Annotated in this window: 18 protein-coding genes; 7 read left to right on the top strand and 11 right to left on the bottom strand. The window is 63.0% G+C overall.

Annotated elements, in window-relative coordinates:
* Nucleotides 1–14: 14 nt before the first annotated feature.
* Together VI234_RS17690 and glyA are read right to left on the bottom strand one after the other, a co-directional pair.
* A complete protein-coding gene (locus VI234_RS17690) occupies nt 15–605 on the bottom strand; it encodes a hypothetical protein (RefSeq protein WP_023843272.1) in 591 nt (196 codons plus the stop codon).
* Between the two features lie 83 nt (nt 606–688).
* On the bottom strand, nt 689–1,936 hold the full coding sequence (glyA, locus tag VI234_RS17685) for a serine hydroxymethyltransferase (RefSeq protein WP_014040446.1): 1,248 nt from the start codon (nt 1,934–1,936) through the stop codon (nt 689–691).
* Nucleotides 1,937–2,089: 153 nt separating this feature from the next.
* Between glyA and VI234_RS17680 the strand changes: the two genes are divergently transcribed.
* The 3 genes from VI234_RS17680 (at nt 2,090) to VI234_RS17670 (ending at nt 7,108) form a co-directional block, all read left to right on the top strand.
* Complete coding sequence (locus tag VI234_RS17680) at nt 2,090–4,177, top strand: hypothetical protein (RefSeq protein WP_336330761.1); 2,088 nt, start codon at nt 2,090–2,092, stop codon at nt 4,175–4,177.
* 371 nt (nt 4,178–4,548) lie between these two features.
* Nucleotides 4,549–5,367 (top strand): transcriptional regulator TbsP, encoded by an 819-nt coding sequence (tbsP, locus tag VI234_RS17675; protein WP_336330760.1) that lies wholly within the window; start codon nt 4,549–4,551, stop codon nt 5,365–5,367.
* A 31-nt stretch (nt 5,368–5,398) separates the two neighbouring features.
* A complete protein-coding gene (locus VI234_RS17670) occupies nt 5,399–7,108 on the top strand; it encodes a YcaO-like family protein (RefSeq protein ID WP_336330759.1) in 1,710 nt (569 codons plus the stop codon).
* A gap of 42 nt (nt 7,109–7,150) precedes the next feature.
* On the opposite strand, the gene VI234_RS17665 is transcribed toward VI234_RS17670, so the two are convergent.
* The 3 genes from VI234_RS17665 to VI234_RS17655 all read right to left on the bottom strand — a co-directional run bounded on the left by VI234_RS17665 (nt 7,151) and on the right by VI234_RS17655 (nt 9,514).
* The gene (locus VI234_RS17665) at nt 7,151–8,299 is read right to left on the bottom strand and encodes a DUF63 family protein (protein ID WP_008309018.1); all 1,149 of its coding nucleotides are present in this window, start codon (nt 8,297–8,299) and stop codon (nt 7,151–7,153) included.
* 102 nt (nt 8,300–8,401) lie between these two features.
* The gene (locus VI234_RS17660; protein ID WP_336330758.1) at nt 8,402–9,241 is read right to left on the bottom strand and encodes an inositol monophosphatase family protein; all 840 of its coding nucleotides are present in this window, start codon (nt 9,239–9,241) and stop codon (nt 8,402–8,404) included.
* Nucleotides 9,242–9,313: 72 nt separating this feature from the next.
* Nucleotides 9,314–9,514, bottom strand: a complete 201-nt coding sequence (locus tag VI234_RS17655; protein ID WP_004518094.1) for a hypothetical protein — start codon at nt 9,512–9,514, stop codon at nt 9,314–9,316.
* A gap of 894 nt (nt 9,515–10,408) precedes the next feature.
* Between VI234_RS17655 and VI234_RS17650 the strand changes: the two genes are divergently transcribed.
* On the top strand, nt 10,409–11,623 hold the full coding sequence (locus tag VI234_RS17650; protein WP_336330757.1) for a glycosyltransferase family 2 protein: 1,215 nt from the start codon (nt 10,409–10,411) through the stop codon (nt 11,621–11,623).
* Nucleotides 11,624–11,651: 28 nt separating this feature from the next.
* On the opposite strand, the gene VI234_RS17645 is transcribed toward VI234_RS17650, so the two are convergent.
* A complete protein-coding gene (locus tag VI234_RS17645) occupies nt 11,652–12,638 on the bottom strand; it encodes a hypothetical protein (RefSeq protein WP_336330756.1) in 987 nt (328 codons plus the stop codon).
* Nucleotides 12,639–12,864: 226 nt separating this feature from the next.
* Here VI234_RS17645 and VI234_RS17640 point away from each other — a divergent pair, with 226 nt between their 5' ends.
* From VI234_RS17640 to VI234_RS17630, 3 genes are read left to right on the top strand one after another with little or no spacing between them, the layout of a single operon-like run.
* Entirely contained in the window at nt 12,865–14,310 is a 1,446-nt protein-coding gene (locus VI234_RS17640) for a DUF58 domain-containing protein (protein WP_336330755.1), read from the top strand.
* Nucleotides 14,307–14,807 carry a hypothetical protein gene (locus tag VI234_RS17635; protein ID WP_008309003.1) on the top strand — a complete coding sequence of 167 codons (501 nt, stop codon included), beginning with the start codon at nt 14,307–14,309 and terminating at the stop codon, nt 14,805–14,807. Before VI234_RS17640 ends, VI234_RS17635 begins: the two co-directional genes overlap by 4 nt.
* Complete coding sequence (locus VI234_RS17630) at nt 14,804–15,760, top strand: hypothetical protein (RefSeq protein ID WP_336330754.1); 957 nt, start codon at nt 14,804–14,806, stop codon at nt 15,758–15,760. The genes VI234_RS17635 and VI234_RS17630 overlap by 4 nt, the downstream gene beginning before the upstream one ends.
* Before the next feature lie 14 nt (nt 15,761–15,774).
* Here VI234_RS17630 and VI234_RS17625 read toward each other — a convergent pair whose 3' ends face one another.
* The 5 genes from VI234_RS17625 to VI234_RS17605 all read right to left on the bottom strand — a co-directional run bounded on the left by VI234_RS17625 (nt 15,775) and on the right by VI234_RS17605 (nt 22,005).
* Complete coding sequence (locus VI234_RS17625; protein WP_008308999.1) at nt 15,775–16,785, bottom strand: AAA family ATPase; 1,011 nt, start codon at nt 16,783–16,785, stop codon at nt 15,775–15,777.
* Nucleotides 16,778–17,872, bottom strand: coding sequence for a DUF4350 domain-containing protein (locus VI234_RS17620; protein WP_336330753.1), 1,095 nt, complete (start codon nt 17,870–17,872; stop codon nt 16,778–16,780). Before VI234_RS17620 ends, VI234_RS17625 begins: the two co-directional genes overlap by 8 nt.
* Nucleotides 17,872–18,147, bottom strand: coding sequence for a hypothetical protein (locus tag VI234_RS17615; protein WP_008308996.1), 276 nt, complete (start codon nt 18,145–18,147; stop codon nt 17,872–17,874). The genes VI234_RS17620 and VI234_RS17615 overlap by 1 nt, the downstream gene beginning before the upstream one ends.
* Before the next feature lie 83 nt (nt 18,148–18,230).
* Nucleotides 18,231–21,296 (bottom strand): FtsX-like permease family protein, encoded by a 3,066-nt coding sequence (locus VI234_RS17610; RefSeq protein ID WP_336330752.1) that lies wholly within the window; start codon nt 21,294–21,296, stop codon nt 18,231–18,233.
* Nucleotides 21,297–21,303: 7 nt separating this feature from the next.
* Nucleotides 21,304–22,005 (bottom strand): ABC transporter ATP-binding protein, encoded by a 702-nt coding sequence (locus VI234_RS17605; protein ID WP_336330751.1) that lies wholly within the window; start codon nt 22,003–22,005, stop codon nt 21,304–21,306.
* Between the last annotated feature and the right edge of the window lies 1 nt (nt 22,006).

Here is a 22,006-nt window from a genome sequence, read left to right as displayed (position 1 = left end):
AGGCGCGCTCTCGCTCAGGGACAGTCCGATTCGCTGACTGACTGGCGCTCCGCTCCCTGCTCGACGGCCCGCGTCTCGCCGTCCGGGACAGTTACGGTCATCGCCTGGCCGCCGTAGCCGTGAGTCTGGTCGTGGCCGCGGACCACGACGCAGGCCACCTCGTCGGGAACCGGGAGCGTCTCCGAGCGGGTGAACGGGTCCGTCGAGTGGGCGTGCCGGAGGTCCCGGCGGCCAAGTCGGTCGCCAGCCAGCGTCTCGACCTGCCACCAGTTCGCGTAGCCGTCCTCGCCGTCGTCGTCGTGATAGAGTGTTACGTCGAAGCGGTAGTCGCCGCCGCTCTCGTCCGTGAGTTCGACCCCGACGACGTTGGCCTCCCGCAGGTCGAGTTCTGTGGCTGTTTCGGTCTGTCCAGCAGTCGACTCCTGGTCTGTCGCAGTAGCGGCGTCTGTCTCTGCCGCCGTGGCCGTCGCTGTCGGCTCGCTCGCGCCGCCGTCGCTTTGCCCGGTTTCCGCCCCCGATTCGACCTCGAACTGCGTACAGCCAGCGAACACCGACAGGGAGGTACCCAGAGCATAGAGCGTCCGGCGTCGGGTTGTGCGGGGCATACCGGATGTGTCGGGGAGAGATGTCAAAAAGGGAGATGCCAGTGGGCGGACAGCGGAATCCGCGCTACAGGGCTGGCCTGTCGCTACTCGTACAGCGTGTACTCGTCGGTCAGTTCGTCCACGCGGTCGCTGACTTTCGCCACGACATCGTCGTCGTGTGGAGCGTCGACGACTTCGTAGATGAGATCGGCGACCTCGCGGCAGGCGTCCTCGTCGAAACCGCGGGTGGTGAGTCCGGGCGTACCGGCGCGGATGCCCGAGGGGTTGAACGCCGAACGAGTCTCGCCGGGGACGGTGTTGGCGTTGAGGACGATGCCGGCCTCTTCGAGCGCTTCCTCGACTTCCTTGCCGGTGGTGTCGGGATGGGACGGACGGAGGTCGATGAGCACGAGATGGTTGTCCGTGCCGCCGGAGACCAAGTCCAGGCCGTGTTCCTTGAGTCGGTCACCGAGGGCGACCGCGTTGTCGACGGTCTGCTGGGCGTATTGCTCGAACTCGGGGGCCAGCGCCTCGCCGAAGCCGACGGCCTTGCCGGCGACGTTGTGCATCAGCGGGCCGCCCTGAGAGCCGGGGAACACCGCGCTGTCGATGTCGTCGGCGTACTCCTCGTCGCACATGATGATGCCACCGCGGCCGGCGCGGATGGTCTTGTGCGTCGAGCCGGTGACGAAGTCGGCGACGCCGACCGGCGACTCGTGGACGCCGGCGGCGACGAGGCCGGTGATGTGGGCAATATCCGCGAGGTGGTAAGCATCAACTGCGTCGGCGGCTTCCTGAATGCGCTCGAAGTCGACTTCGCGCGGGTACGCGGAGTAGCCCGAGACGATGATGTCCGGCTCGAACTCCTCGGCGTGGTCGTGCAGTCCCTCGTAGTCGATGTAGCCGGTCTCCTCGTCGACCTTGTACTGTTCGACCTCGTAGACCTGCCCGGCGAAGTTCGCCGGGTGACCGTGCGAGAGGTGGCCGCCGTGCGTCAGGTCCAGCGAGAGGATCTTGTCGCCGGGTTCGAGCACGCCGAGGTAGACGCCCATGTTGGCCTGCGAGCCGGAGTGTGGCTGGACGTTGACGTGGTCCGCGCCCCACAGTTCCTTCGCGCGGTCGATCGCCAGCTCCTCGACGTCGTCGGCGTACTCGCAGCCGCCGTAGTAGCGTTCGCCGGGGTAGCCTTCGGCGTACTTGTTCGTCAGTTCGGAGCTCTGTGCCTCCATCACAGCTTCGCTGACGTGGTTCTCGCTGGCGATCATCGCCAGCGTGTCGTTCTGCCGGCCTCGTTCGCCCTCCAGGGCGTCTGCGACTGCCGGGTCCGCTTCCCGTACGGTTTCGTAGCTCATGTATCCGAGTCAGGACCGATACGACAATAATCTACCCTTTGGCCCACGCATGTGTAATGTTATCGCACATTGTCCGGTGCCGCGGGTACAGTTGGGGTGACGACGTCCTGACACCCGTACGTATATATCAGATGACGTTCCACATGTCTATGCATGGTCACCTGGGGGGTGGCAGGCGAGCGGGTGGACCGGAACAGCAGTAACCCGCCGGAGTGGGATGGAGAAACGGTCGACCCGAGCGCACTGGTGCGCCAGTTACACGATCGAGAAGGTACGGACGGCGAACAGTTACCACACCGTGTCGACGACTGCTACAGCGGGTCCGTCACCGAGTTAGCACTGCCGGCGGTGGATGCCACGGTAACCCGAGTCGCTACTGACACGAATACTGGAGTAGTTGATTCACCGACGACCCTAGAGGAGGGGGAGTACCTGCTGACGATGGAGGCCCGTGCTGCGGATAGCGACCGAGGGTCGCCGTTGGGCGTCGTTGACGACATTCGGATCCACGTCCGCTTCGACGGGCCGGCGTCGCTCCACTCGGCCGGCATTACCTCTGTCCTCGGTTTCCATGAGCCGACGAGTATTACCGTCGGGTTCGTCTGGGAGACGAGCGCGGAGCGACCGCATCTACAGGTCCCCGCGACACCTGCAGGACTCGCAACGGCGATTACTCATCTGAGCGGGGCCCATCACACGATGCAGCCGTCCCGCTCACATCCGGAACTCCGCGGCCATCCGCCGATAGTCACGACCGGCGAGACAACCCGTATTCCCGAACCGGTTCGGCAGAACCGTCCGGAGACCGGCATCACACTCCGCGTTCCGGAGTGCGAGGCTGAACTACTCGTCAGCGCCCCGCTGGCGTACTATCTCGGGGCCGAAGTGAGAGTCGAGTCACGGGATGCGGCGCTGTTGACGGCCGACGGCACATCGGTACACCTCTCTTTCGACGCGTGGCCGTCGCTACAGGCCGGCGTCGCGGCGCTGCTCCGGAAGGTGTTCTACCTCGACTGTCTGGTCAGACGCGTCGATCCGGCCGAGAGTGGCGCTCGTATCACGTCCGCGCTCTCGCTCGACCCGAACACAGTTCGGTCGCTGTCGCCGGCTGGACGGCTCGAGCGGTACATCGATGTCTCCGACGAGGCCGTGAACTCGATTCTGCCGGAGTGGCCCCTCTCGACGTACGTCTCACCCGAACCGGAACGGGTCCGCTGCCTGCCCTTTCTTCTCGACCGGCTCAGCCTCATCTACCTGCCAGACAGCAGCCAGCTCGACCAGGATGAGCTTCTCGACAGGACGCTGGCGGACTCGTATCTGAGCCGCGGTTCGGCCGAGCGCCCACCGGTCATCGAGCCGAACCTGCGCGAGGGCCAACTGCACTCGTGGCTCGCGCCGGGGAACCCGATAGACGCCTGCAAAACGCCGGCGGAGGCGTACGTGAACCGATACCGGAGTCAGAACCGGGATGCCGACAGCCAACGGGTCGCGGTCGTCCTCAACGACGAGGAGATGGCCGGCGAACACACGGAAGTCACGGAGATATATCGGGCCGCGGACCTGCCGATGGACGTCCAGGTCAGCGAACTGCTGTCGGTCAACGAACTGGCCGACGTGTTCGAACAGCCGGCCGATTTCGTCCACTTCATCGGCCACTGCGACGAGGAAGGACTGCGCTGTCCCGACGGTAATCTGGCGCTGTCGTCGCTGTCGGAAGCCCGAACGCAGACGTTCTTCCTGAACGCCTGTGGCTCCTACGATGAAGGGCTTGACCTCGTCAAACAGGGCGCGGTCGCCGGTGCGGTGACACTCACCGACGTGCTGGACAAACACGCCGCCCTGGTCGGGACCGCATTCGCGCGACTGCTCAGTAACGGATTCAGCATTCAGCGAGCGCTGGAACTCGCTCGCCGGCGGATAATGATGTGCAAGGACTACGCGGTCGTCGGCGACGGGACCTACTCTATCGTTCCCAATCCCGCACACCCCGCAGTCGTCTGGGTCTCCAAAGGGGAGACGGGATTCGACGTCCAGTGTACGGTCGTGTCCCCGGAACGGCCCGGTGAGAGCTACCGCCTGCCGTTCGACGACAGCGCCGCGCTGAACGGCGAACAGACGAGCCACTCGCTCGGCGCTACGGAGTTGGCCGACGCGCTGGGACAGACCTCACTGCCCGTCATCTTCGACGGGGAGTTTCACTGGTCCGACGACCTCGCTGCGCGTCTCCGGACGGACTTCTGACGAGCGCGAAGCTGTCAGACTCCGTGACGGAAGCCGAGACGCCCGCCATCTATTTTCGAACCGGCCACCCGAGGAGCCGTGTTGATGCGACACTCTCCGTACGCACTCAGGTACAGATTTGATACTGTGCTCCAGTCGTGGCTTCCGGCGGGTAGGAGACAGTGACAGTAACCACTGATTCGAGCGAATTCGCGCGACGACAGCGAGCAGAACAGGTGGTTCAGTCCGTGAGGCGAACGGCTTCTGCTTAGGACAACTGACCGATATTTTATCGCTGTCCGCCGGTGGGTGTTGTCGGAATGTTGGCGAAATCAACACAGTTTGGCCGGTAAAATTAAATATAATAATACACTATATACTGGCAAGGGACAATGACTGAAAATCTCCTGCAAGACGACGTCGGGTCTATGTTGACCACGGTATTTGGGGCAACTGACGAGCCGGTGTACGTCGTGAACCCGTCGCGGCGGACCATCTCTGAGCTTGCATCGACACTGGACGCAGATTCGGGCGCTCCCGAAGTTCGGCTGCTCGCCGACGAGCGCGCACTGAAAGACGTCATGGACGACTTCCTCGTTGCGAGCACCGCAGCCGACCTCATCGACGAGGAGCGGCTCACGATGCGACTGCTCGACGACGTGCCGAACCACTCGGTCGCGGTAACTGTCGATACGGTGTACGCGCTCGTCACCATCAGCGACACGGTCGGCGGTCTCGGGACCGACGACGCGGCGTTCGTCGACAACGCCTACGACTACTACGGCTCGACCTGGGAAGACGCCGACGAGTACTCGCTCCGGACACCGCCGCTCAACCGCGTCCAGAGCACGCTGGAAGCCGATATTGGCCCGGAAACCGCGTCGGACTTCAACGATGTTCTGAACTCACTGTCGACGGCTCGTGGCGACGGCGACGGTCTCGACGAGGTCACCATCAGCCTGCTCGTGGCCGCACGGAACGGCGAACTGTTGTACGACATCAGCAAATGGGGCGAAGACGTCGGACTGGCGAGCAAGGCGACGTTCTCGCGGACGAAGACGAAGCTCGAAGACATGAACCTCATCGACACGGAGAAGGTCCCGATCGACGTGGGCCGACCGCGGCTCCGCCTGATGCTCGGTGACGACCGGCTCAAAGACGCCGAGCCGGACGAGCTGGCCTCCGTGGCTCAGTCGATCCTCGCCGCGTAGGTTTTTCCCGCTCCACCGCGAGGGGTTCGGCATGCAAACTGTCGAAGTCGTCGGGCGTGGACCGGCCGTCGACGCACTCACTGCGTTTCTCGCTGATATCGACATTACAGTAGCACAGCCGTCGACACCGGCGGACAGCAGTGGCGACCTCGCCGTCGTCGTCGATACCGTCGGGTCAGAGACGTTTGCGGCGTGGAACGACCGAGCGAAAGGCGATGACGTCCCATGGGTCGCCGTCGAACTGGGCGGCGTCGGCGGCGTCCCGGTGACCGACGCCGCGATCAGCGGCTTCGGACCCGAGACGGGCTGTTTCGACTGTCTGCGGACTCGGGTCGAGGCGACGGTCGACGATACCGAGGAAATCACAGAAGCCCCGGCGGCGGCCACGCAACGATTCGCGGGAGCGCTGGCTGGTCGACTGGTCACCCGATTTCTCGATGGGGACGCTGCCCTCCTCGGGACGGTCACGGAACTCCCACATACGCAGCGCCGGTTCCTCCCCGTCCCGGGCTGTGACTGCAGTGAGACGCCGAGCCGTACCCTCAGCGACGGTCGCCAGACAGCCCCCGACAGCGAGGCGCTATCGCGGGCGGAACTGGGCCTCGACGACCGGGTCGGGATCGCCACGGAGGTCGGCGAAGTCGAGTCGTTCCCCGCCCCGTACTACCTGTCGACGCTCGCCGACACCGCCGGTTTCAGCGACGTGTCGGCCGCCGCCAAGGCCGCCGGTGTCGCTATCGACTGGGACACGGCGTTCATGAAAGCGCTTGGCGAGAACTACGAGCGGTACGCGGCCGGCGTCTACCGAGACGGGAATCTGCGGCACGGGACAGTCGGCGATGTTCCGGATGCCGTCGCACCCGACGCGTTCGTCAGGGACGAAGCCGAATGGGACGACTCGACGGCGCTTCCCTGGGTCCCGGCCGAAAATCTGCTGACCGACGAACGGCGGTCGCTTCCCGCCGAAACCGTCCACTATCCGCCGCCATTGGACGCCGTCAGACCGGCAACGACGACCGGGCTGGGGCTCGGAAACACCGTCACAGAGGCACTGCTGACCGGGCTGTACGAGGTCATCGAGCGCGACGCCGCGATGCTGTCGTGGTACTCGACGTTCGAGCCGCTTCGAGTTGCCGTCGACGACCACGAGCGGTACGACACGCTCCTGCGGCGCGCGGCGTCCGAGGGGCTCGACGTGACGGCGCTGTTACTGACACAGGACGTGGACGTGCCAGTCATCACCGTCGCACTGGAACAGGACGAGTGGCCTCGCTTCGCACTCGGCACCGATGCGGATCTGGACCCGGGTACGGCCGCCGTCGGTGCGCTGGAAGAGGCGCTCCAGAACTGGATGGAACTCGACAGCATGGGTCCCGAGGAGGCCATGGACGCACAGGGTGCAATCGGGCGCTACGCCGAATCACCCGGCGAGGGGGCCGACCTGACGGCCACCGAGACGGCGGTCCCGCTGGACTCGCTCGGCCCCGACGCAGACCTCTCCGGCGAGGCGGAGCTAGAGACGTTGTGTGACCGGGCAGCTGACGCAGGACTCACGCCCTACGGAGCGCGGCTGACGACGCGCGACCTCGAACAGCTCGGATTCGAGGCGGTCCACGTCGTCTGTCCGTCGGCACAGCCGCTGTTCTTCGGTGATTCGTTCTTCGGCGAGCGGGCCGAATCCGTGCCTGCTGACCTGGGCTTCGAGCCGCGGCTCGACAGGGAGCATCATCCGTTCCCGTAGCAACAGCCGACGAGCGAGAGTCAGATACCGGACAGTCCGTATTCAGATGCCGAACGTCGCCCGCAGCATGTCCCGCGTCCCCGGCCCGAGGCCGACTGCGGTAACAGCGATGAGCAACAGCAGTGCGTACCGCGGGCTGTCGTCGATAAACTCCTGGTTGAACAGCGAAACGACCAGCGAGGCGACGGCGAGCTTAACAATCAAGAACGGCCACGACGTGCCGATAGCAGCAGTCAGACCGGCAGACTGGAGAGATTCGGTGGCTTCAATGATGAATGCGTTGGCCGGGTGTTTCGGGTAGTACGTCAGCGGGACGTTGAGCGCATCGAGCCAGTCGGCCAGCAGGACGTTCGCGACGCCGTCGATGGCGTGGCCCCAGATGACCAGCAAGCCGATATAGCCGGTTCCGTCGTTCAGCGCCGGTCGATAGGACTCGAACAGGCGGTACAGACCGTACGACAACGCCGACGCCAGTGCAACAGTCGTGATGAGGACCGACGGGTACAGCGTCGCGTACTCGCGTGTGAGCGCGACAACCGTAAGATAGAGCAGCGTCACGGCGACGAAAATGCTACCAACAGCGCCGGTCGTCCAGTAGTAGCTGTCGACGACGCCGCGCTGTTCGAGGTCCACACAGACGACGAGGACGAGCAGCGTCAGCAGGAACACCGTGCCGTAAATGACGGGACTGATGATGAGCGAACTCAGCGGGTACTCGACGATAGGTGAGACGCCGGCATCGACCGCGCGGTCGGTTGCATCCTCGACAGTCCGCAACGCGCCGCCGAGCAGCATGAACGGCACGAACGCGAAGTAGAGCTTCGGGTCCTCGGCGATGTCCAGTCGCTCGAGGAGGAAGTAGACGCCGACGAGCATATACACCAGAATCAACATGTAGCCGATCTCGGAGACGATAGTGTATCCCGGCTCGGCGATGAGCCGTCCCTCCTGAATAGCCGCCCTACAGCCATCGTACAGCGGTTGTGGTCCGGATGCAGTCATCTCGGCACAGCTGGCCGCCTTGGCGTCCGCGTACACTGGCCCCCAGAAGTACTGCCAGAGGAACCGATCCCAGACGGCCTTTGGAGCAGCCATGACAGCTCCGACCGCAACGAGGAGGACGGCAACGAAAGAGCCCACCCAGAGCTGGCCGGGCCCGTACTCATCGACGGCTCGCTCGAACGTTTCCATGGCCGAGTGACCGGTGGCAGGCGGTTTTAGCGTTCCGGTCCCATGTGCGTGGAGCGGACTTCCGCGAGCCAGACGCGGCGCGGTTTGATGGCGAAACTGTGTTCAATCCTCAGCGAGTGCCTCGTTGCCGGCCGCCACGAAGGCCTCGTGTGCCTCGCCGTTGGAGGCGACGACGGAATCGCTGTCGTGGGTCCAGGGCTCGCCATCGAGGTCAGTGACCGTGCCGCCAGCCCGTCTGACCATATGGACGCCAGCGAGCGTGTCCCAGGGGGCCATCGGGCGCGTGCAAACGAGCCCTTCGAGCGCCCCGTCGGCAACGTGTGCCAGCGTGGCCTGGAACGAACCCAGACGCCGAATGTCGCCGAAGCGGTCGCCGACAGCGCTACACAGCCGACCGAACTCGTCCCTGTCGTCGCGGTCCCACCAGCCGACAGGAGCCACGGCGAACGTCTCCGGATCGGTTCGACCACTTACCGACAGTTCGGTCCCGTCTCGTGTCACACTTTCGGGGCCGGCGGCGTAGAGGTCGCCATAGGAGGGGAGATAGGTCACCGATGCGACCGGCTCGCCGTCGACAACTGCGCTGACGACCGTTCCCCACAGACGCATCCCACGGACGTAGTTCGCCGTCCCGTCGATTGGGTCGATGACCCACACAGAGCCGCTATTTGGGATGCTATCGACCGCTTCAGGCTCGGAGTCAGCGTCCGGGCCAGCTAACGTTGAGAGGTCCTCCTCACAGAGGAACCGGTCACGGGGGAACACCGCTCGAATCGTGGCAACGACTTGCCGCTGGGCGTCGCGGTCCGTCTCCGTGACGAGATCGTTTTTGTTGGCCTTCGACTCGACACTGAGGTTGCCCCGGAACTGCTCCCGAGCAACGACACCGCCAGCGCGGGCCGCTCGCTCGGCGACTGCCGCCCGGTGGCTTGCATCTGTCATACCTGAGGCTGGACCGGCCTTGTTCAAACCATCTCGCCTTCCAGCAAAACAGGGCCGACGGCCAGCGATGGGTTACTCTTCTTCGACAGCCTCGTCAACAGCGTCGAGAATGGCTTCAGCGATGTCCCGCGCCTCATTGGGCGTGTACAGGACCTGGTTCCCCAGTGACTGTTCAATACGGACGTAGCCGTCGTCGTCCTCAATGGAGAAAAACGCTGTATTCTCCAGCGGTGGCACATGCAGGCTCGCCCCCTCGGACTGATCTGTGGCCATGTTATCGTTTAGCACATAGGACGGCTTAAATCTACGGCTCTGGACAACAGCGGCCGTCCAGTTACAAATATTAATAATCAGACCCCAACGGCTTATACTCAGTCCAGATATGTACGTATATGGCATCGATACGTGGGGCACTTCGGTTCAGCAAGAACATCTCGGTTATCATGCTTTTGGGAGTCGTCTACGTCCTTGGGCTGAGCGTCGCAACGCTGATCAGTGCATCGGAGGAGCGACTGCCTCGGATACACGCTGTTGGTGGCGAGATACGGAGTCGGCTTCGTCGCCCAGTGTGAGACGCTCAGCAACCATGACACCAAAGCCACCGACCGGCACATGGAATCAGGTGGCTGTACCCGCAGCGTGTCTACTTGAATTGACGCATTTTCCCGATTACAGACTATCCGAGACAGTTTCTCAGTGCCTGTCGTAGTAGTTTCCCGGTGTAGTTCGACATTCACAAACGTGGATTCCTGTTGACAGCCCCTGTTTTATCACCTTGCTTGAATTATCCGGCGGTGAACCCGCGGAGACATAGTCTACTAGTCTGATAGACATCTGCTTCACAACGTACATTAGTGCGTGAATAATGTGCTTTATTGATAGATGGCACGCCACACTGTGGTCATGGGTCGAAGAAATCGTGTACATTCAGAGGAGGAGAGGGGTTCTCATGAGAACTATTGTTATTAATGATGGATTATCCTACCCGACAGCTTTATTATACGCTGCTTTGACATGACACTCTGTGTGGAGGCCGTGCGGTACATATCAGAAATTCGGCATTGAACTCAGATAAAATGGGGCCTACTAGCCGTATTCATCGAAAGCCGCCCAGGGGAGTGGAGAGTGTATGCTACCAGACGCACCAGCGATAGCCGAGGTACGGGAATGACGATACAAGCAAATCAGGCAAATCAAGCGGGTCAGCGGGGGATCACGAAGACTGTAGACGAGTTTCTCGTCACGCCGGAGAGCGAAGTCACGCCGGTTTTGAGCGTCGTGATGCCCACCCTCAACGAGGAGAAAGGAATCGTCGAATGTATTGATCGGATCAAGACAGCGATCTCGGAGTTACGTGTGCCGACCGAGATCATCGTGAGCGACAGTTCGACCGACGCGACTCCGGAGTTAGCTCGCGAACGGGGTGCGACAGTCGTGACACCTGATGAACCGGGCTATGGCTATGCGTATCGCTACGCGTTCGACAAGGCACGGGGAGAGTACATTGCGATGGGCGATGCTGACACGACGTACGATTTCGAGATGATTCCCCAGCTCCTCGAACCGGTCCAGAACGGCGACGCGGACATCTGTATGGGGAGCCGACTGGAGGGCGAGATCCGGGACGGGTCGATGCCGCCACTCCACAAATACGTCGGAAACCCGCTGTTGACGCGGTTCCTGAACACGTTCTATGGAGCCGGTGTAAGCGATGCACACAGCGGCTTCCGTGTGTTCACCAAGGACGCGCTCGAAACGCTAGAGCTAGAGACGACCGGGATGGAGTTCGCCAGCGAGATGATTATGGAGGCCGGCGCGAACGACCTCACCATCGAAGAAGTCCCGATTATCTACCACGAGCGGGAAGGCGAGGAAACACTCGACAGTTTCAGTGACGGCTGGCGGCACGTCCGGTTCATGCTCGTGAACGCGCCGGACTACCTGTTTTCGTATCCGGCTCTGTTGCTAGTATCGGTCGGGGCAGTGTTGATGTCGCTATCAATCGCTCGGCTGTCGATCGGTGGCGTCAACTTCGGCATACAGACGATGGTCGGCGGGTCGTTGCTGGCAATCGTCGGGTATCAGGTCTGGACGCTCGCGCTGTTCAGTTCCATCGCCGCGAACCCGATAAACAAGCCCGAGGGTGTGCTTGTCGGCATGATACGGGAGCGGTTCCAGTTGGAGCACGGCGCGTCCATCGGCATTCTCGCGGCTGCAGTCGGCGTTCTGTACCTCGGGAGCGTGTTCGGACAGTGGCTGCTCGCCGGCGAGGCGGCGTTACCGTCAGCTACAGCGACCCTTCTGGCCTCGACAGTCGTGGTGCTGGGGCTACAGACAGTGTTCGGGTCGTTCTTCATGAGTATGCTAGCAGACAGCAGCTAACCGTTGACTGTCGCTTTAGCGGGATTGGTCAGTTCTGCGTACACCTGCTAGGGCACGTTCCGTTCTCGACGCAGTCGATGTCGGGCTGTGTTCGGTTCTCGGCAACGAACTGCCACTCGTTTCGGCCTACACTGTCGGTGCCGTTGGAATAGGAAAGTTGTCTGTACAGCCCGTTGTAGTTCATCACGCTGTCGTACTCTGTCTGGGAGTAGCGCTCCTCGTCGATACCGTCCTGATGGGCGTCGAGCCCCATCGCGTGCCCGAATTCGTGCATGAACAGCGAAGCGGTGATCTTCGGTGAATCGAACCGCTCCATCGCCGCGATTTCAGGTCGGCCCGCGCCGACGAAGTAGTCGTCTCCGTTGTAGGCGACGTCGTCGGTTAGCAGGACGTAGTAGTAGCCGTCAGCACGGTGCTCGGAGTGGTTGGCCCGGAAGTCGTAGATGTCGTTCCCGGCACCAGCACGGGATTTCGAGTGTACTGTCCCGTTGGCCGAGAGGTTCGTATCGTCTGTGACGAGATGGATATCGATCCCGGTGGAGCCGTCGGGGTTCGAAACGGGTGCATTCTCAAACGTCTCGACAATGGATGTCCGGACCGGGTCCCTGAGCGTCGTTGACTGTGTGGAGTCGACTTCGACGTAGATGTCCGTTCGGAGCGGGTCTGCATCCGGAAGAGCCTGCTCACAGCGGACTTCCATGCCGTCCGGATAGCCGTCGCCGTCCGTGTCCGCGTCGGTCGGGTCAGTGCCGTAAACGGAGCGCTCTAGCGAATCCGACAGCCCGTCGCCGTCTGTATCAGTGGCGTTCGAAGCGGCCTGAGCCTGCTGTACGTCCGGAGTATCGGCCCCGCCACCGCTAGCAGTGTTCACCTGCGGCGACGTCCCGGTGACTGGAAACACGACACCGGCGAGAAGCAGCGTCACGAGGACGACGGCACCGACGCGAACCGTCGGCAGGCGACAGAACCAGTTGTTCGCGAGACGGCGGGCGCCAGCTAAGATGTCTGTGAGCATAGTTCTAATATTAATACTGATTCCAATAGCTACATTTAGCTGAGTTCCCGAATTCCGATACAACGTGAACTCAGACCATTCATGACTCAGAATTTTCGAGTGACGGTTAAGTAGATAATCCCCTAAATATCAATATCGATTTCGATACTAGGTGCGGACCTATCTCTGAAGGACTCGGCTGTGTCTGTCGGTATCTTCAATGGGCTCGGTTCAGTAACCGAAGCTAATGCGTGTCACCCGGCGGTTCTGGCTCACGATCACTGCTATCGGTAGTCTCGTCGTGGGTGGTGGGCTGCTCGATGCGCCCCTGTTAGTCGTCGGGGCCGTCGGGCTCGCAGGCTGGCTGCTCGCAATGCAGTTTGCGTTCGTCCGTGGCGTTTCACGACTCGAGGACGAACTCACCGTCAGCCAGTCGCTCGACCGGTCCCGAATACGGACCGACGCCGAAACGAAGTACACTCTCGAAGCATCAGTTGCCGCCGCCGGCGATCACCTGCCGCTCTCCGTCGAGGCAAGGATTCCACTCGCAGCGCGGATGGAAGCGGGTACCTCTCCGGATATCAATCTCGATGCGTCGATGCAGTCCTCGTCGGTGACGCTTCCGCTCACCTGGGAGACTGTTGGCAACTACACCGTTCCCGGAGCCACAGTAACCGTCAGTGACGGCACCGGGCTGTTTACCCAGTCGTTCACGACGGCTCCCGGCCCCGAACTAGCAGTCGAGTCGCCGTCGGTCGGTCCGATTCACGTTGGCCAGAGCGGGAAACAGTTGCTACGCGGTGTCGGCGAGCACGATGCCCGGGGGCGGACGGGTGGCCTGTCAGCTGAGGAGATTCGAAAATATGTCCCGGGTGACGCACTGAAATACGTCGACTGGAAGGCGACTGCCAGACTAGACGAGACGCACGTCCGCAACTACGAGGCTGAGAGTAACCGTAGCGTGGTTCTCGTCCTCGATCACCGGCAGACTCTGGGTGATGGGACACCTGGCGAAACGAAGCTAGATCACCTCAAAGCGGTCGCCGCAGCGTTCCAGCAGCGTGCCGAAACGATCCGTGATCCCCTGGGCTATCTCACTATTGACGACGCGGGCGTGACGGAATCGAGAATCCCTCTGGCGAGAACCGAGGCCTACAGGTCGTGCCGGCATCGGATCAACGACCTCGACACCGAAACTGAGACGTCGGCAACAGCTACCACGAAAGCGGCTCACACCGGCAGGATGACAGGGACGGTGAACCCGACGGCGGACACACAATCACCGATGGAAACGACGTTGCTCGCGTATCGAGATGCCGCCGGATCAAAACGACACCTTCCCAACCAGCCGCTGTACAACGGGCTCCAGGCGGCACCACACGAGATACGCAGCGCGAACCTGCTGGTCATCTGTACCGACGACAGCAACCCGAGTGAACTACGGAACGCGGTTGGACTGGCGAGACGCAACGCAACGGAGGTCGTCGTGTTTATGGCCCCATCAGTAGCCTTCGATACGGACCTCCTCACCGATCTCGATACCGCATACGAACGGTATCGAACCTTCGATCAGTTCCGGCGTGAACTGAACGAGGTCGATTCGGTGACAGCCTACGAGGTTGGGTCCCCGGACCAGATCTCGGCTATTCTGTCCGGCAGCCCAGCGAACACAGACCGGAGGGAGTACGCATGAGCGTCGCACTGAAAACGGCACGCTCGCGCCGATCACTACCCACCGTGCTCGGCCTGCTGGGCATCGTCGTGGCCACAGGCGGACTCGTCTGGGGCGGGCCGGTATGGCTTGGTTTCGTCGGTGTTGTCCTCGGCGGTCTCTACCTGTCCAGTACACCCGTTCTCGCGGTCGTGCTCGGACAGATAGCGCTCGTCACAGTCGATACACCATCACTGCTACCGCTCGTCCTCGTCGAAGGTGGCCTGTTCCTTGCGTTGCTTTCGGTAACTATCGAGACACCCGACAGGCGAGTCGCCGGCAGCCTCGTCGCACTTGTCGTTCCGCTGCTCGGCAGTCTCGCCTGGCTGTCGCTCTGGCGCTGGGACTTGGCCCCCCTCAGCGTCGGGGCCACCGTGGTCATCGGAATTGCCATCGTCGGCTATCTCTTCCATCGCTATCTGCTGATAGAACTCGACATCGTGACTGAAGACGCAGCTTCGGACCGTGATTTCCTATGAGCCAACCCGAGCCTACGCAACTGGACGCATCAGCCGATGACAGCACCCAACAGACGGATATTGTACGGGACCGCCAGACACTCGAAGCAGAGTTGGAAGTGTTACGGGAGGAGAACCGCCGGTTGCGCGACTCCTACGCGCATGCGAAGCGGGCAACGTTCAGACGGACCGCAGTGGGCTTCTTTGCGGTCGGTGGACTATCCCTCATAGCAGCGTTCCTCTTTCCAGCCCTGCAGACCATCTTCGTCGCGTTCGCAGGAACCGGTGTGTTTGCCGGCATCGTCACGTTCTATCTCACTCCCGAGCGGTTCGTCTCGGCGTCGGTCAGTGACACGGTGTTCGACACGTTGGCCGATGTCGAACAGCACCTCGTCAGCGAACTGGAACTCCAGACCGAGACGGTGTATGTCCCAACGGCATCCCGTCCGGAGACGAATGCGCGCCTGTTCGTCCCCCAGCACGTCGAGTACGCGGTGCCCGATCCAGAGCAGGTGGGAGAACTGTTCGTTACGAGCGGTGCCGAGGCGGAACAGGGCATATCGCTTCCCCCGACTGGAGACCGTCTGTACACCGAGTTCGAACAAACGATATCCGGCAAATTCGGTAACGATCCCGATGCAATAGCGGCACAACTGACCGCAGCCCTGTCCGAGCAGTTCGAACTCGTCGAGGACACAACAATCGAAATCGATGGCGGGAACCGAACTGCTTCTATTGCCGTCGACAATCCCGCGTTCGGCGACATTCACCAGCTAGATCACCCAGTGGTGTCCTTGCTCGCGGTGGGGTTTGCCACGGGACTTGATCGACCGGTTACTGTCGATACGCGCGATGACGACCGGTTCAGCGGTGTCGTGACCGTTTCGTGGAACGCACTCGAACAACCATCGGCGCAGTCCAATGGCGCGGCGACCCGAGAACGAGAGACGACACCAGCCCCGGAAAACAGCTAACTGCGGTCCAGTCGCTACTCGAACTTCCGTTTCGTTCCGCCGTCGCCGACCGCTGTCTCGACACCCGTACTGTGGTCGGTGTCGGACCCGGGCGGCGTAATCGACTGTAGGATTTCTTCGATAACCGTTTCGGCGCTGATCTGGCTTAGTTCGGCATCGCTGTTCATAATGAGACGATGCCGCAACACCGGCAGCGCCATCTCTTTGACGTCGTCCGGAATGACGTACTCCCGGCCGTTCAGACGAGCGACTGCTTTGGCCGTATTCTGCAGGGCGATTGTCGCCCGCGGTGAGGCCCCGTGAACGACGTTTCGGTGGTCCCGTGTCGCGCCGACGATAGCGAGAATGTACTCCTTGATGCTGTCTTCGATATGCGTCTCGGGGACGACTGACCGGGCGTCCAGAAGTTCGCTCCGGGAGATAACCTGCGAGATAGAGTCCGCGTCAAGCGTCGGGTTCGCGTCGAATCGGTCGAGGATCGCGCGCTCCTCCTCGGAGTTGGGAATCTCGGTGACGAGTTTCATCTGAAACCGGTCGCGCTGGGCCTCCGGGAGTTTGAACGTCCCTTCCATCTCAAGGGGGTTCATGGTCGCAACGACCGTAAACGGCGTCGGGAGTTCGAGCGTCGACCCTTCAATGGAAACCTGTCCCTCCTGCATCGCTTCGAGGAGTGCGCTCTGTGTTTTCGGCGGGGCGCGGTTGATCTCGTCGGCGATGACCAGATTGGTAAACACGGGGCCTTTCTGCAGCTCGAACTCGCCGTTTCGCTGGTGATACACCGTTGTTCCGGTGATATCCGCAGGGAGGAGGTCGGGCGTCATCTGGACCCGGGAGTGCTGGAGATCCGTCGCGTTGGCGACGAGCGTGGCGATCGTCGTTTTCGCGACACCGGGGACCCCCTCCAGAAGCACATGACCGCGTGTAAGCATGGCGACAGTAATGTGTCGGAGAACTTCCTCGTTACCGATAAGAACGGTTTCCGTCTCCTCCTTGAGACGGTCGTACAGCACCGATGGATCAGTCATTGCGTTGACGTTCGGCCCGCTGTTTAATAATGGCTTCCGTTACTCGCTCTACCTGTGCGGTCTCCCAGTCTGGATGGCGGGCTCTGAGATACTTCTCAACGCCATCCCGGGAGAGGTTCGGGTCCGACTCGCGGCCACTGTATTCCCGGAGGCGATCCCGGAGATGCTCGTCGAGACGGCGGTCGTACGCGAGCAGCGCCCCGACCAGCACGACGCCACAGAGCAGTAACAGCGCGTCTGACCGCTGGACGGCCAGGACGGCAGCGGCCACAGGCGGGACGCTACTGGCGTGTGAGTAGTCCAGCAGTGCGTCGTCGTAGCTGGCGACGAGGTTCCGAACGAACCGTCGGTTGTCACCGCGTTCGAGCATCGCGTTCACGAAGATGCTCGGATCACCGACGGCAATGACACGGCCGTCGCCGACCGATTCGCTCGTGACAACGGGTCGGGACGCTAACTGCTCCTCGCCGTCGAGTTCGCCGTTGCCGTTGGTGTCGAGGTAGGCGTATTCGGAGGTGTTGACGAGCGTCGTCGCGTTTCCGGCTCTGACAGTCGTCCCGTAGTTGAGGACGACAGTATCGACGCCGGCAGTCTCCGGATAGTCGCCGGCAGGCGTCGCTTCCGGGAGCGAGGAGTTACGGTAGTAATTTCGGTTGTCGTACACCGGGCGACCGTCAAAACGCGCGTCAGCACCGACAGCAGCGAGCAGGGCATTCCCTTGTGGGCGGTAATCCTCGGCAACGACGAGTGTCCCGCCGCTTCGGACGAACTCCGCGAGCCGTGTGCGCTCGCTCGACGAGTACGGCTCCGTCGGCGAGAGAACGACCGCAACAGTGCTGTTCGCACCGGTCATCGGATACTGACTCACGTTCGTTCCGACAGTCACGTTTGCACCGGCGTCAGCTGCGACGTTTCGGAGTTCACCTGCCCCGTCCCACTGGGAGTTGTACGCACCGAACGCTGCTGAGGACGTACTCGCGGCGTAGACGACCGCGATGATCGTGAGGGCGGTGTAGGCGGCCAGCAGGAGCTGCGGGAGAGTGAGCGACGGTAGCCAGGAGTCCTCGGAGAGCGGTGTCAGCGCCATCAGACCAGCCCCGGCGGTAGAATATCGAGGATCCGTTTGATGACCACGTAGGCAAAGCCCACCAGTCCGATCCCGATGAGCCACCAGAGCCGCCGTCGCCAGTGCGGCGACACGGCCTGCGGTGCGACCAGTTCGACAGTGACGAGAAACCCGATCAGCGAGACGACAAAGAACAGCTCAAGCGTCAGCGCGTCCAGCAGGGTCAACACGAGGATGGTGCCAAGCACCCACATGAGATGGCCGTAGATGAACTGCTGGCGCTGTCGGGTCGCCATGGTACGGCGTTCTGCTCGATAGACAGTCAAAGTTCCGACCGACGGCTGCCGACTGAGCCATACAGCTAACCTAGCAGTTCGGTTCAGTCGTCGCTAGGCTGGCTCTCGTCGACCGACTCGTCGTCGGGCGTCCGCGTCCGGTCGCCGCTCGGGAGCAACGAGACCGGTGACGCTGTCAGATACGGCACCGTTGCGACGAGGGCACCGAACAGGGCGAGCGAGACGCCGCCGGCAAATATCGCTGCGAGGATGGTCGGCGGCGTCCGCGCGGAGAGGCGAAAACCGAAGAAGACGAGCCAGCCAGCCCGCTCCAGCAGCTGTAACGCGACGATCGACAGACCGAGAGCGAGGCCAGTCGCTGGGATCGCGATACGGGCAATATCGCCCAAAATCGTCCGCAGGACCCGCCACTGCGTCGCGCCGGTCGAGCGGTGGATGCCGATAGCCTGCCGACGCGCGTGGACTCCCTGTGCGAAGGTCGCCGTGGTACTGCCGACGGTACTCAGCGCCGAGAGGACGACAAGCACGCCGAGGATCAACTGGACGTTCCCGAACACGCCCTCGACGGAGCGCTCGATGGGCGTTCCGGACGCGTACGACCCGCTACTTGCTACCGCGGATGCCAGCCGACGGTCCCCGGTCACCTCGTACTCCGCTGTGGAGAGGGTGGTCCCGTTGGCCGTCACTCGGTAGGTGTACGTTCCGGGCTGGCTTCGTCCGCCGTCCGGGGAGAACCGCGTCTGTGTGACGTTGCCGGGCGGCATGTAGACGGTCCGGTTCCGGGAGACACCGGGGCCGACGACGCGCACGTCACGGGTGATCGGCTCCTGCCAGGGGTTTGCGAGCCCGATCCTGAGGGTTGGTGTCGTCAGGACCGACCCCGAAGACGGCGATATCGACAACTCCCCGTACAGTTCCCGCTCGGTACCACGGACGATCTGGATGTCGTGTGTCGCCGTCTGGTCGCCCGAACGAGCTGTTATCGTGTAGTTCCCCGGCTCGCGTGGCAGGGGAACGACAGCGACACCGCTCGATCCAGTTCTGAGCGACGGCCCGTTCACCGTGACGGTAGCGTTCGAAACGCGGTCTCCGGTTTTCGTGACGACAGGAACTGAGAGCCCCGACCCGGGCGGGGCCTGTGACGGTAGCTGGCTCGGAATCTCGATGGCGTCCGGCGAGACAACGGTCACAGAATGGGTGTACTCCCCGGCAGTGGCGTTTGCAGTCCCCAGTTCCGACGCGGTAAAGGAGACAGTCCCGGTCCGCTCTTGCCCCGGCGGGACTGCGACCGTCGTCGTTCGCTGTTCGCCCCGATACCGAACTGTGACTTCCCGGTCCGCCCGCTCGTTGCCGACGTTTCGGACGGCGACGGAGAGGTTGACAGCGTCACCTTTCGTGACACGTCCCGGACCCGATAGCCCCGTCACGACAGTGCCCGACTGGTTGGCAGCGACGCCGTCGGCGTCGTCGATCTCGGACACCGGCCCCTTCACGCGAATCATGTGGACCTGTCCCGGCCCGGTCGCCAGGTCGGCCGCGGAGTCGAGCGGCAGAACGAGCAGGTCATCGAGCGTTCTGGGGGCGTCGTACTGCCCGACGACGGTGACCCGGCGAACGCCGGGCTTGACGCTCCCGCTGACGGTCAGTTCGTCACCGACATCGACATCGAGCGTCCGCGCGAGGTCGCTCCCGATGACGGCCTCGTCGTGCCGCTGTGGTCGCTGGCCTTCGACCAGCGTGGCCCCGGTGACGTTCGCGAAGGCGTCGTACTCCGCCCCGTGGGCCATGTACGGTTGGCCGTCCGAAACCTGGGCGTAGATGATTTCCGGGCTGGCCGGCGTCCCGTCGGCCCGCAGGGCTGCGGCGTACTCAGCGTCGAGGCGACTGTTCAGCGGATGGGGCGCGCCGGCTTCGGTGATAGTCCCGGAGCCGCCCGCCGCACCGCCGAGCGGGGACGCGAGGCCAGCCAGTGAGACGACGAGCAGGAACGTGATTCCGAAGACGGTCAGCGTCGCCGCCGTCGGCACGACCGAGCGCCACGACAGGAACGTCGGTGCGACCCAGTTTCGGACCCTCGCAAGCGTCGACTGCTCGGACTGGCCGGACCGGGCGTGACGGCTCCCGAGCGAGGCCGGCGGGCGGGTCGCCGCGGGGTAGGCCGCGAGCGCGCCGGCAGCGAGGCCCATCAAGACGAAGATTCCGGCGACGCCACCGACGACGGTTGCGCTCTGGCCCGTGACGGTAACGTCGAGTGCGATGGGGAGACCGACGTAGATCGCGACGTTGACCAGCGCCTTGATGAGGATCAGTCCGACGGCGTAGCCCAGCACCACGCCGGTCGTCACGAGGAGGCCGGCTCGAAGCGTAAACAGGAGTCCCACGCGCCACCCTGGTGCGCCGGTCGAGCGGATGACCCGTATCGCGTCGAGGCGGTCGCGGACGCTCATCCGCGTGACGTTGTAGACGACGATGAGGACCAACAGCCCGCCGGCGGCCGCCGCGATGCCCAGCGCCCAGAGCACCTGCTCTAAACCGCCGAGGACGTACAGGAGCGCGCTGACCAGCGGTGCCCCTTCACTTGGGAGGCTTCCCAGCCCGGTCCCGCTCGGACTGTGGTCGATGACGAAGTAACCGGTGACGCCGACCTGCTGTGCGGTCGAGGCGTTCGTCGCGTACCACTGATTGGAGAGGAACGTCGTCCCCCGCTCCTGTGGGACAACGGTGAGCGAGACGGTACCGTCTGACCCGCTGACCGTTCGGGTCCGCTGCTGAGAGACCGGTCCCCGGCCGTCAACGCCGTCCGGAATCGTCGGTAATCGCCCCTCTTGCCACTGGGCCGACCCCTCGATGAGCACCCTGGGCGTATCGGGTGGTATACCGATAAGACGAACGTCGGTCTCGTTTACAGTCGCCGTCGCTGTCGGGAGCACGGTGACATCACCACCGGTCTCGGGCGGGCCGTTACCCGCGTCGTGATAGGTGACCGTCCCGGAGTTCGCGAGCGGCTCGGCGAACGTTTCCGAGTACGTGACTGCGGTGAACAACAGCAGAACCGTACCGATGAGAAACGCGGCCGTCACGGCGACGACGACGACGGTGAGCCGGTCCCGTCTGGACCAGCGAAACAGGAGGGCGTTTCTGTATCCCATCGGTTCGTTAGTTCGTCTCCGTGGACGGGCTCGCGTTCGGCGTCGAGGCGGTATCGGAGACGAGCGTGCCGCCGCGGATGAACAGCCGTTCGTCGAACCGCTGGGCCAGTTGCGGGTCGTGGCTGATGACGACGAGGGCGGTTTCCGTCGATTCCTTCATGCTGAACAGGAGGTTCAGCACCGACTCGGCGGTGTCCGGGTCTAGCTGTCCGGTCGGTTCGTCGGCGAGGACGATCTCGGGGCGGTTCGCGAGCGCCCGTGCGATGGCGACCCGCTGTTTCTCGCCCCCGCTCAGCGTCGCGGGGTACTGGTGTTCGAGCCCGGCGATACCGAGGCGGTCGAACAGCGTGTCCAGCCAGTCTGGGTCGCGGTCGCCTGCGTGTTCCTGCGGGAGCGACGCGTTCTCACGGGCGGTCAGGTCACCGATGAGCTGGAAGTCCTGGAAGACGAACCCGAGCGTCGTCCGCCGCAGGCTGGCGCGCTGGCGTTCGGAGAGCGTGCTCGCGTCTCGGCCGTCAATCTCCAGCCGGCCGCTAGACGGAGATTCTAGCAGTCCGAGGACGTTGAACAGCGTCGACTTCCCGGCCCCGCTAGGGCCCTGAACGAGCATCGCCGCGTCGGACCCGACCGTGAGTGAGACGCCGTCGAGAATCCTGGTGCCCCGTCGTGTGACACACAACTCCGAGCCGACGAGGACGGGGTCAGTCATT

The organism is Haloarcula sp. CGMCC 1.2071, assembly GCF_037078445.1.
Taxonomy (GTDB): domain Archaea; phylum Halobacteriota; class Halobacteria; order Halobacteriales; family Haloarculaceae; genus Haloarcula; species Haloarcula amylolytica.
This window is presented reverse-complemented; position numbering and strand designations above follow the sequence as displayed.

Bases quoted from the DNA above. Each gene is read 5' to 3' on its own strand.
- VI234_RS17690 (WP_023843272.1), bottom strand. From the start codon at position 605: ATGCCCCGCACAACCCGACGCCGGACGCTCTATGCTCTGGGTACCTCC.
- glyA (WP_014040446.1), bottom strand. From the start codon at position 1,936: ATGAGCTACGAAACCGTACGGGAAGCGGACCCGGCAGTCGCAGACGCC.
- VI234_RS17680 (WP_336330761.1), top strand. From the start codon at position 2,090: ATGGTCACCTGGGGGGTGGCAGGCGAGCGGGTGGACCGGAACAGCAGT.
- tbsP (WP_336330760.1), top strand. From the start codon at position 4,549: ATGACTGAAAATCTCCTGCAAGACGACGTCGGGTCTATGTTGACCACG.
- VI234_RS17670 (WP_336330759.1), top strand. From the start codon at position 5,399: ATGCAAACTGTCGAAGTCGTCGGGCGTGGACCGGCCGTCGACGCACTC.
- VI234_RS17665 (WP_008309018.1), bottom strand. From the start codon at position 8,299: ATGGAAACGTTCGAGCGAGCCGTCGATGAGTACGGGCCCGGCCAGCTC.
- VI234_RS17660 (WP_336330758.1), bottom strand. From the start codon at position 9,241: ATGACAGATGCAAGCCACCGGGCGGCAGTCGCCGAGCGAGCGGCCCGC.
- VI234_RS17655 (WP_004518094.1), bottom strand. From the start codon at position 9,514: ATGGCCACAGATCAGTCCGAGGGGGCGAGCCTGCATGTGCCACCGCTG.
- VI234_RS17650 (WP_336330757.1), top strand. From the start codon at position 10,409: ATGACGATACAAGCAAATCAGGCAAATCAAGCGGGTCAGCGGGGGATC.
- VI234_RS17645 (WP_336330756.1), bottom strand. From the start codon at position 12,638: ATGCTCACAGACATCTTAGCTGGCGCCCGCCGTCTCGCGAACAACTGG.
- VI234_RS17640 (WP_336330755.1), top strand. From the start codon at position 12,865: ATGCGTGTCACCCGGCGGTTCTGGCTCACGATCACTGCTATCGGTAGT.
- VI234_RS17635 (WP_008309003.1), top strand. From the start codon at position 14,307: ATGAGCGTCGCACTGAAAACGGCACGCTCGCGCCGATCACTACCCACC.
- VI234_RS17630 (WP_336330754.1), top strand. From the start codon at position 14,804: ATGAGCCAACCCGAGCCTACGCAACTGGACGCATCAGCCGATGACAGC.
- VI234_RS17625 (WP_008308999.1), bottom strand. From the start codon at position 16,785: ATGACTGATCCATCGGTGCTGTACGACCGTCTCAAGGAGGAGACGGAA.
- VI234_RS17620 (WP_336330753.1), bottom strand. From the start codon at position 17,872: ATGGCGCTGACACCGCTCTCCGAGGACTCCTGGCTACCGTCGCTCACT.
- VI234_RS17615 (WP_008308996.1), bottom strand. From the start codon at position 18,147: ATGGCGACCCGACAGCGCCAGCAGTTCATCTACGGCCATCTCATGTGG.
- VI234_RS17610 (WP_336330752.1), bottom strand. From the start codon at position 21,296: ATGGGATACAGAAACGCCCTCCTGTTTCGCTGGTCCAGACGGGACCGG.
- VI234_RS17605 (WP_336330751.1), bottom strand. From the start codon at position 22,005: ATGACTGACCCCGTCCTCGTCGGCTCGGAGTTGTGTGTCACACGACGG.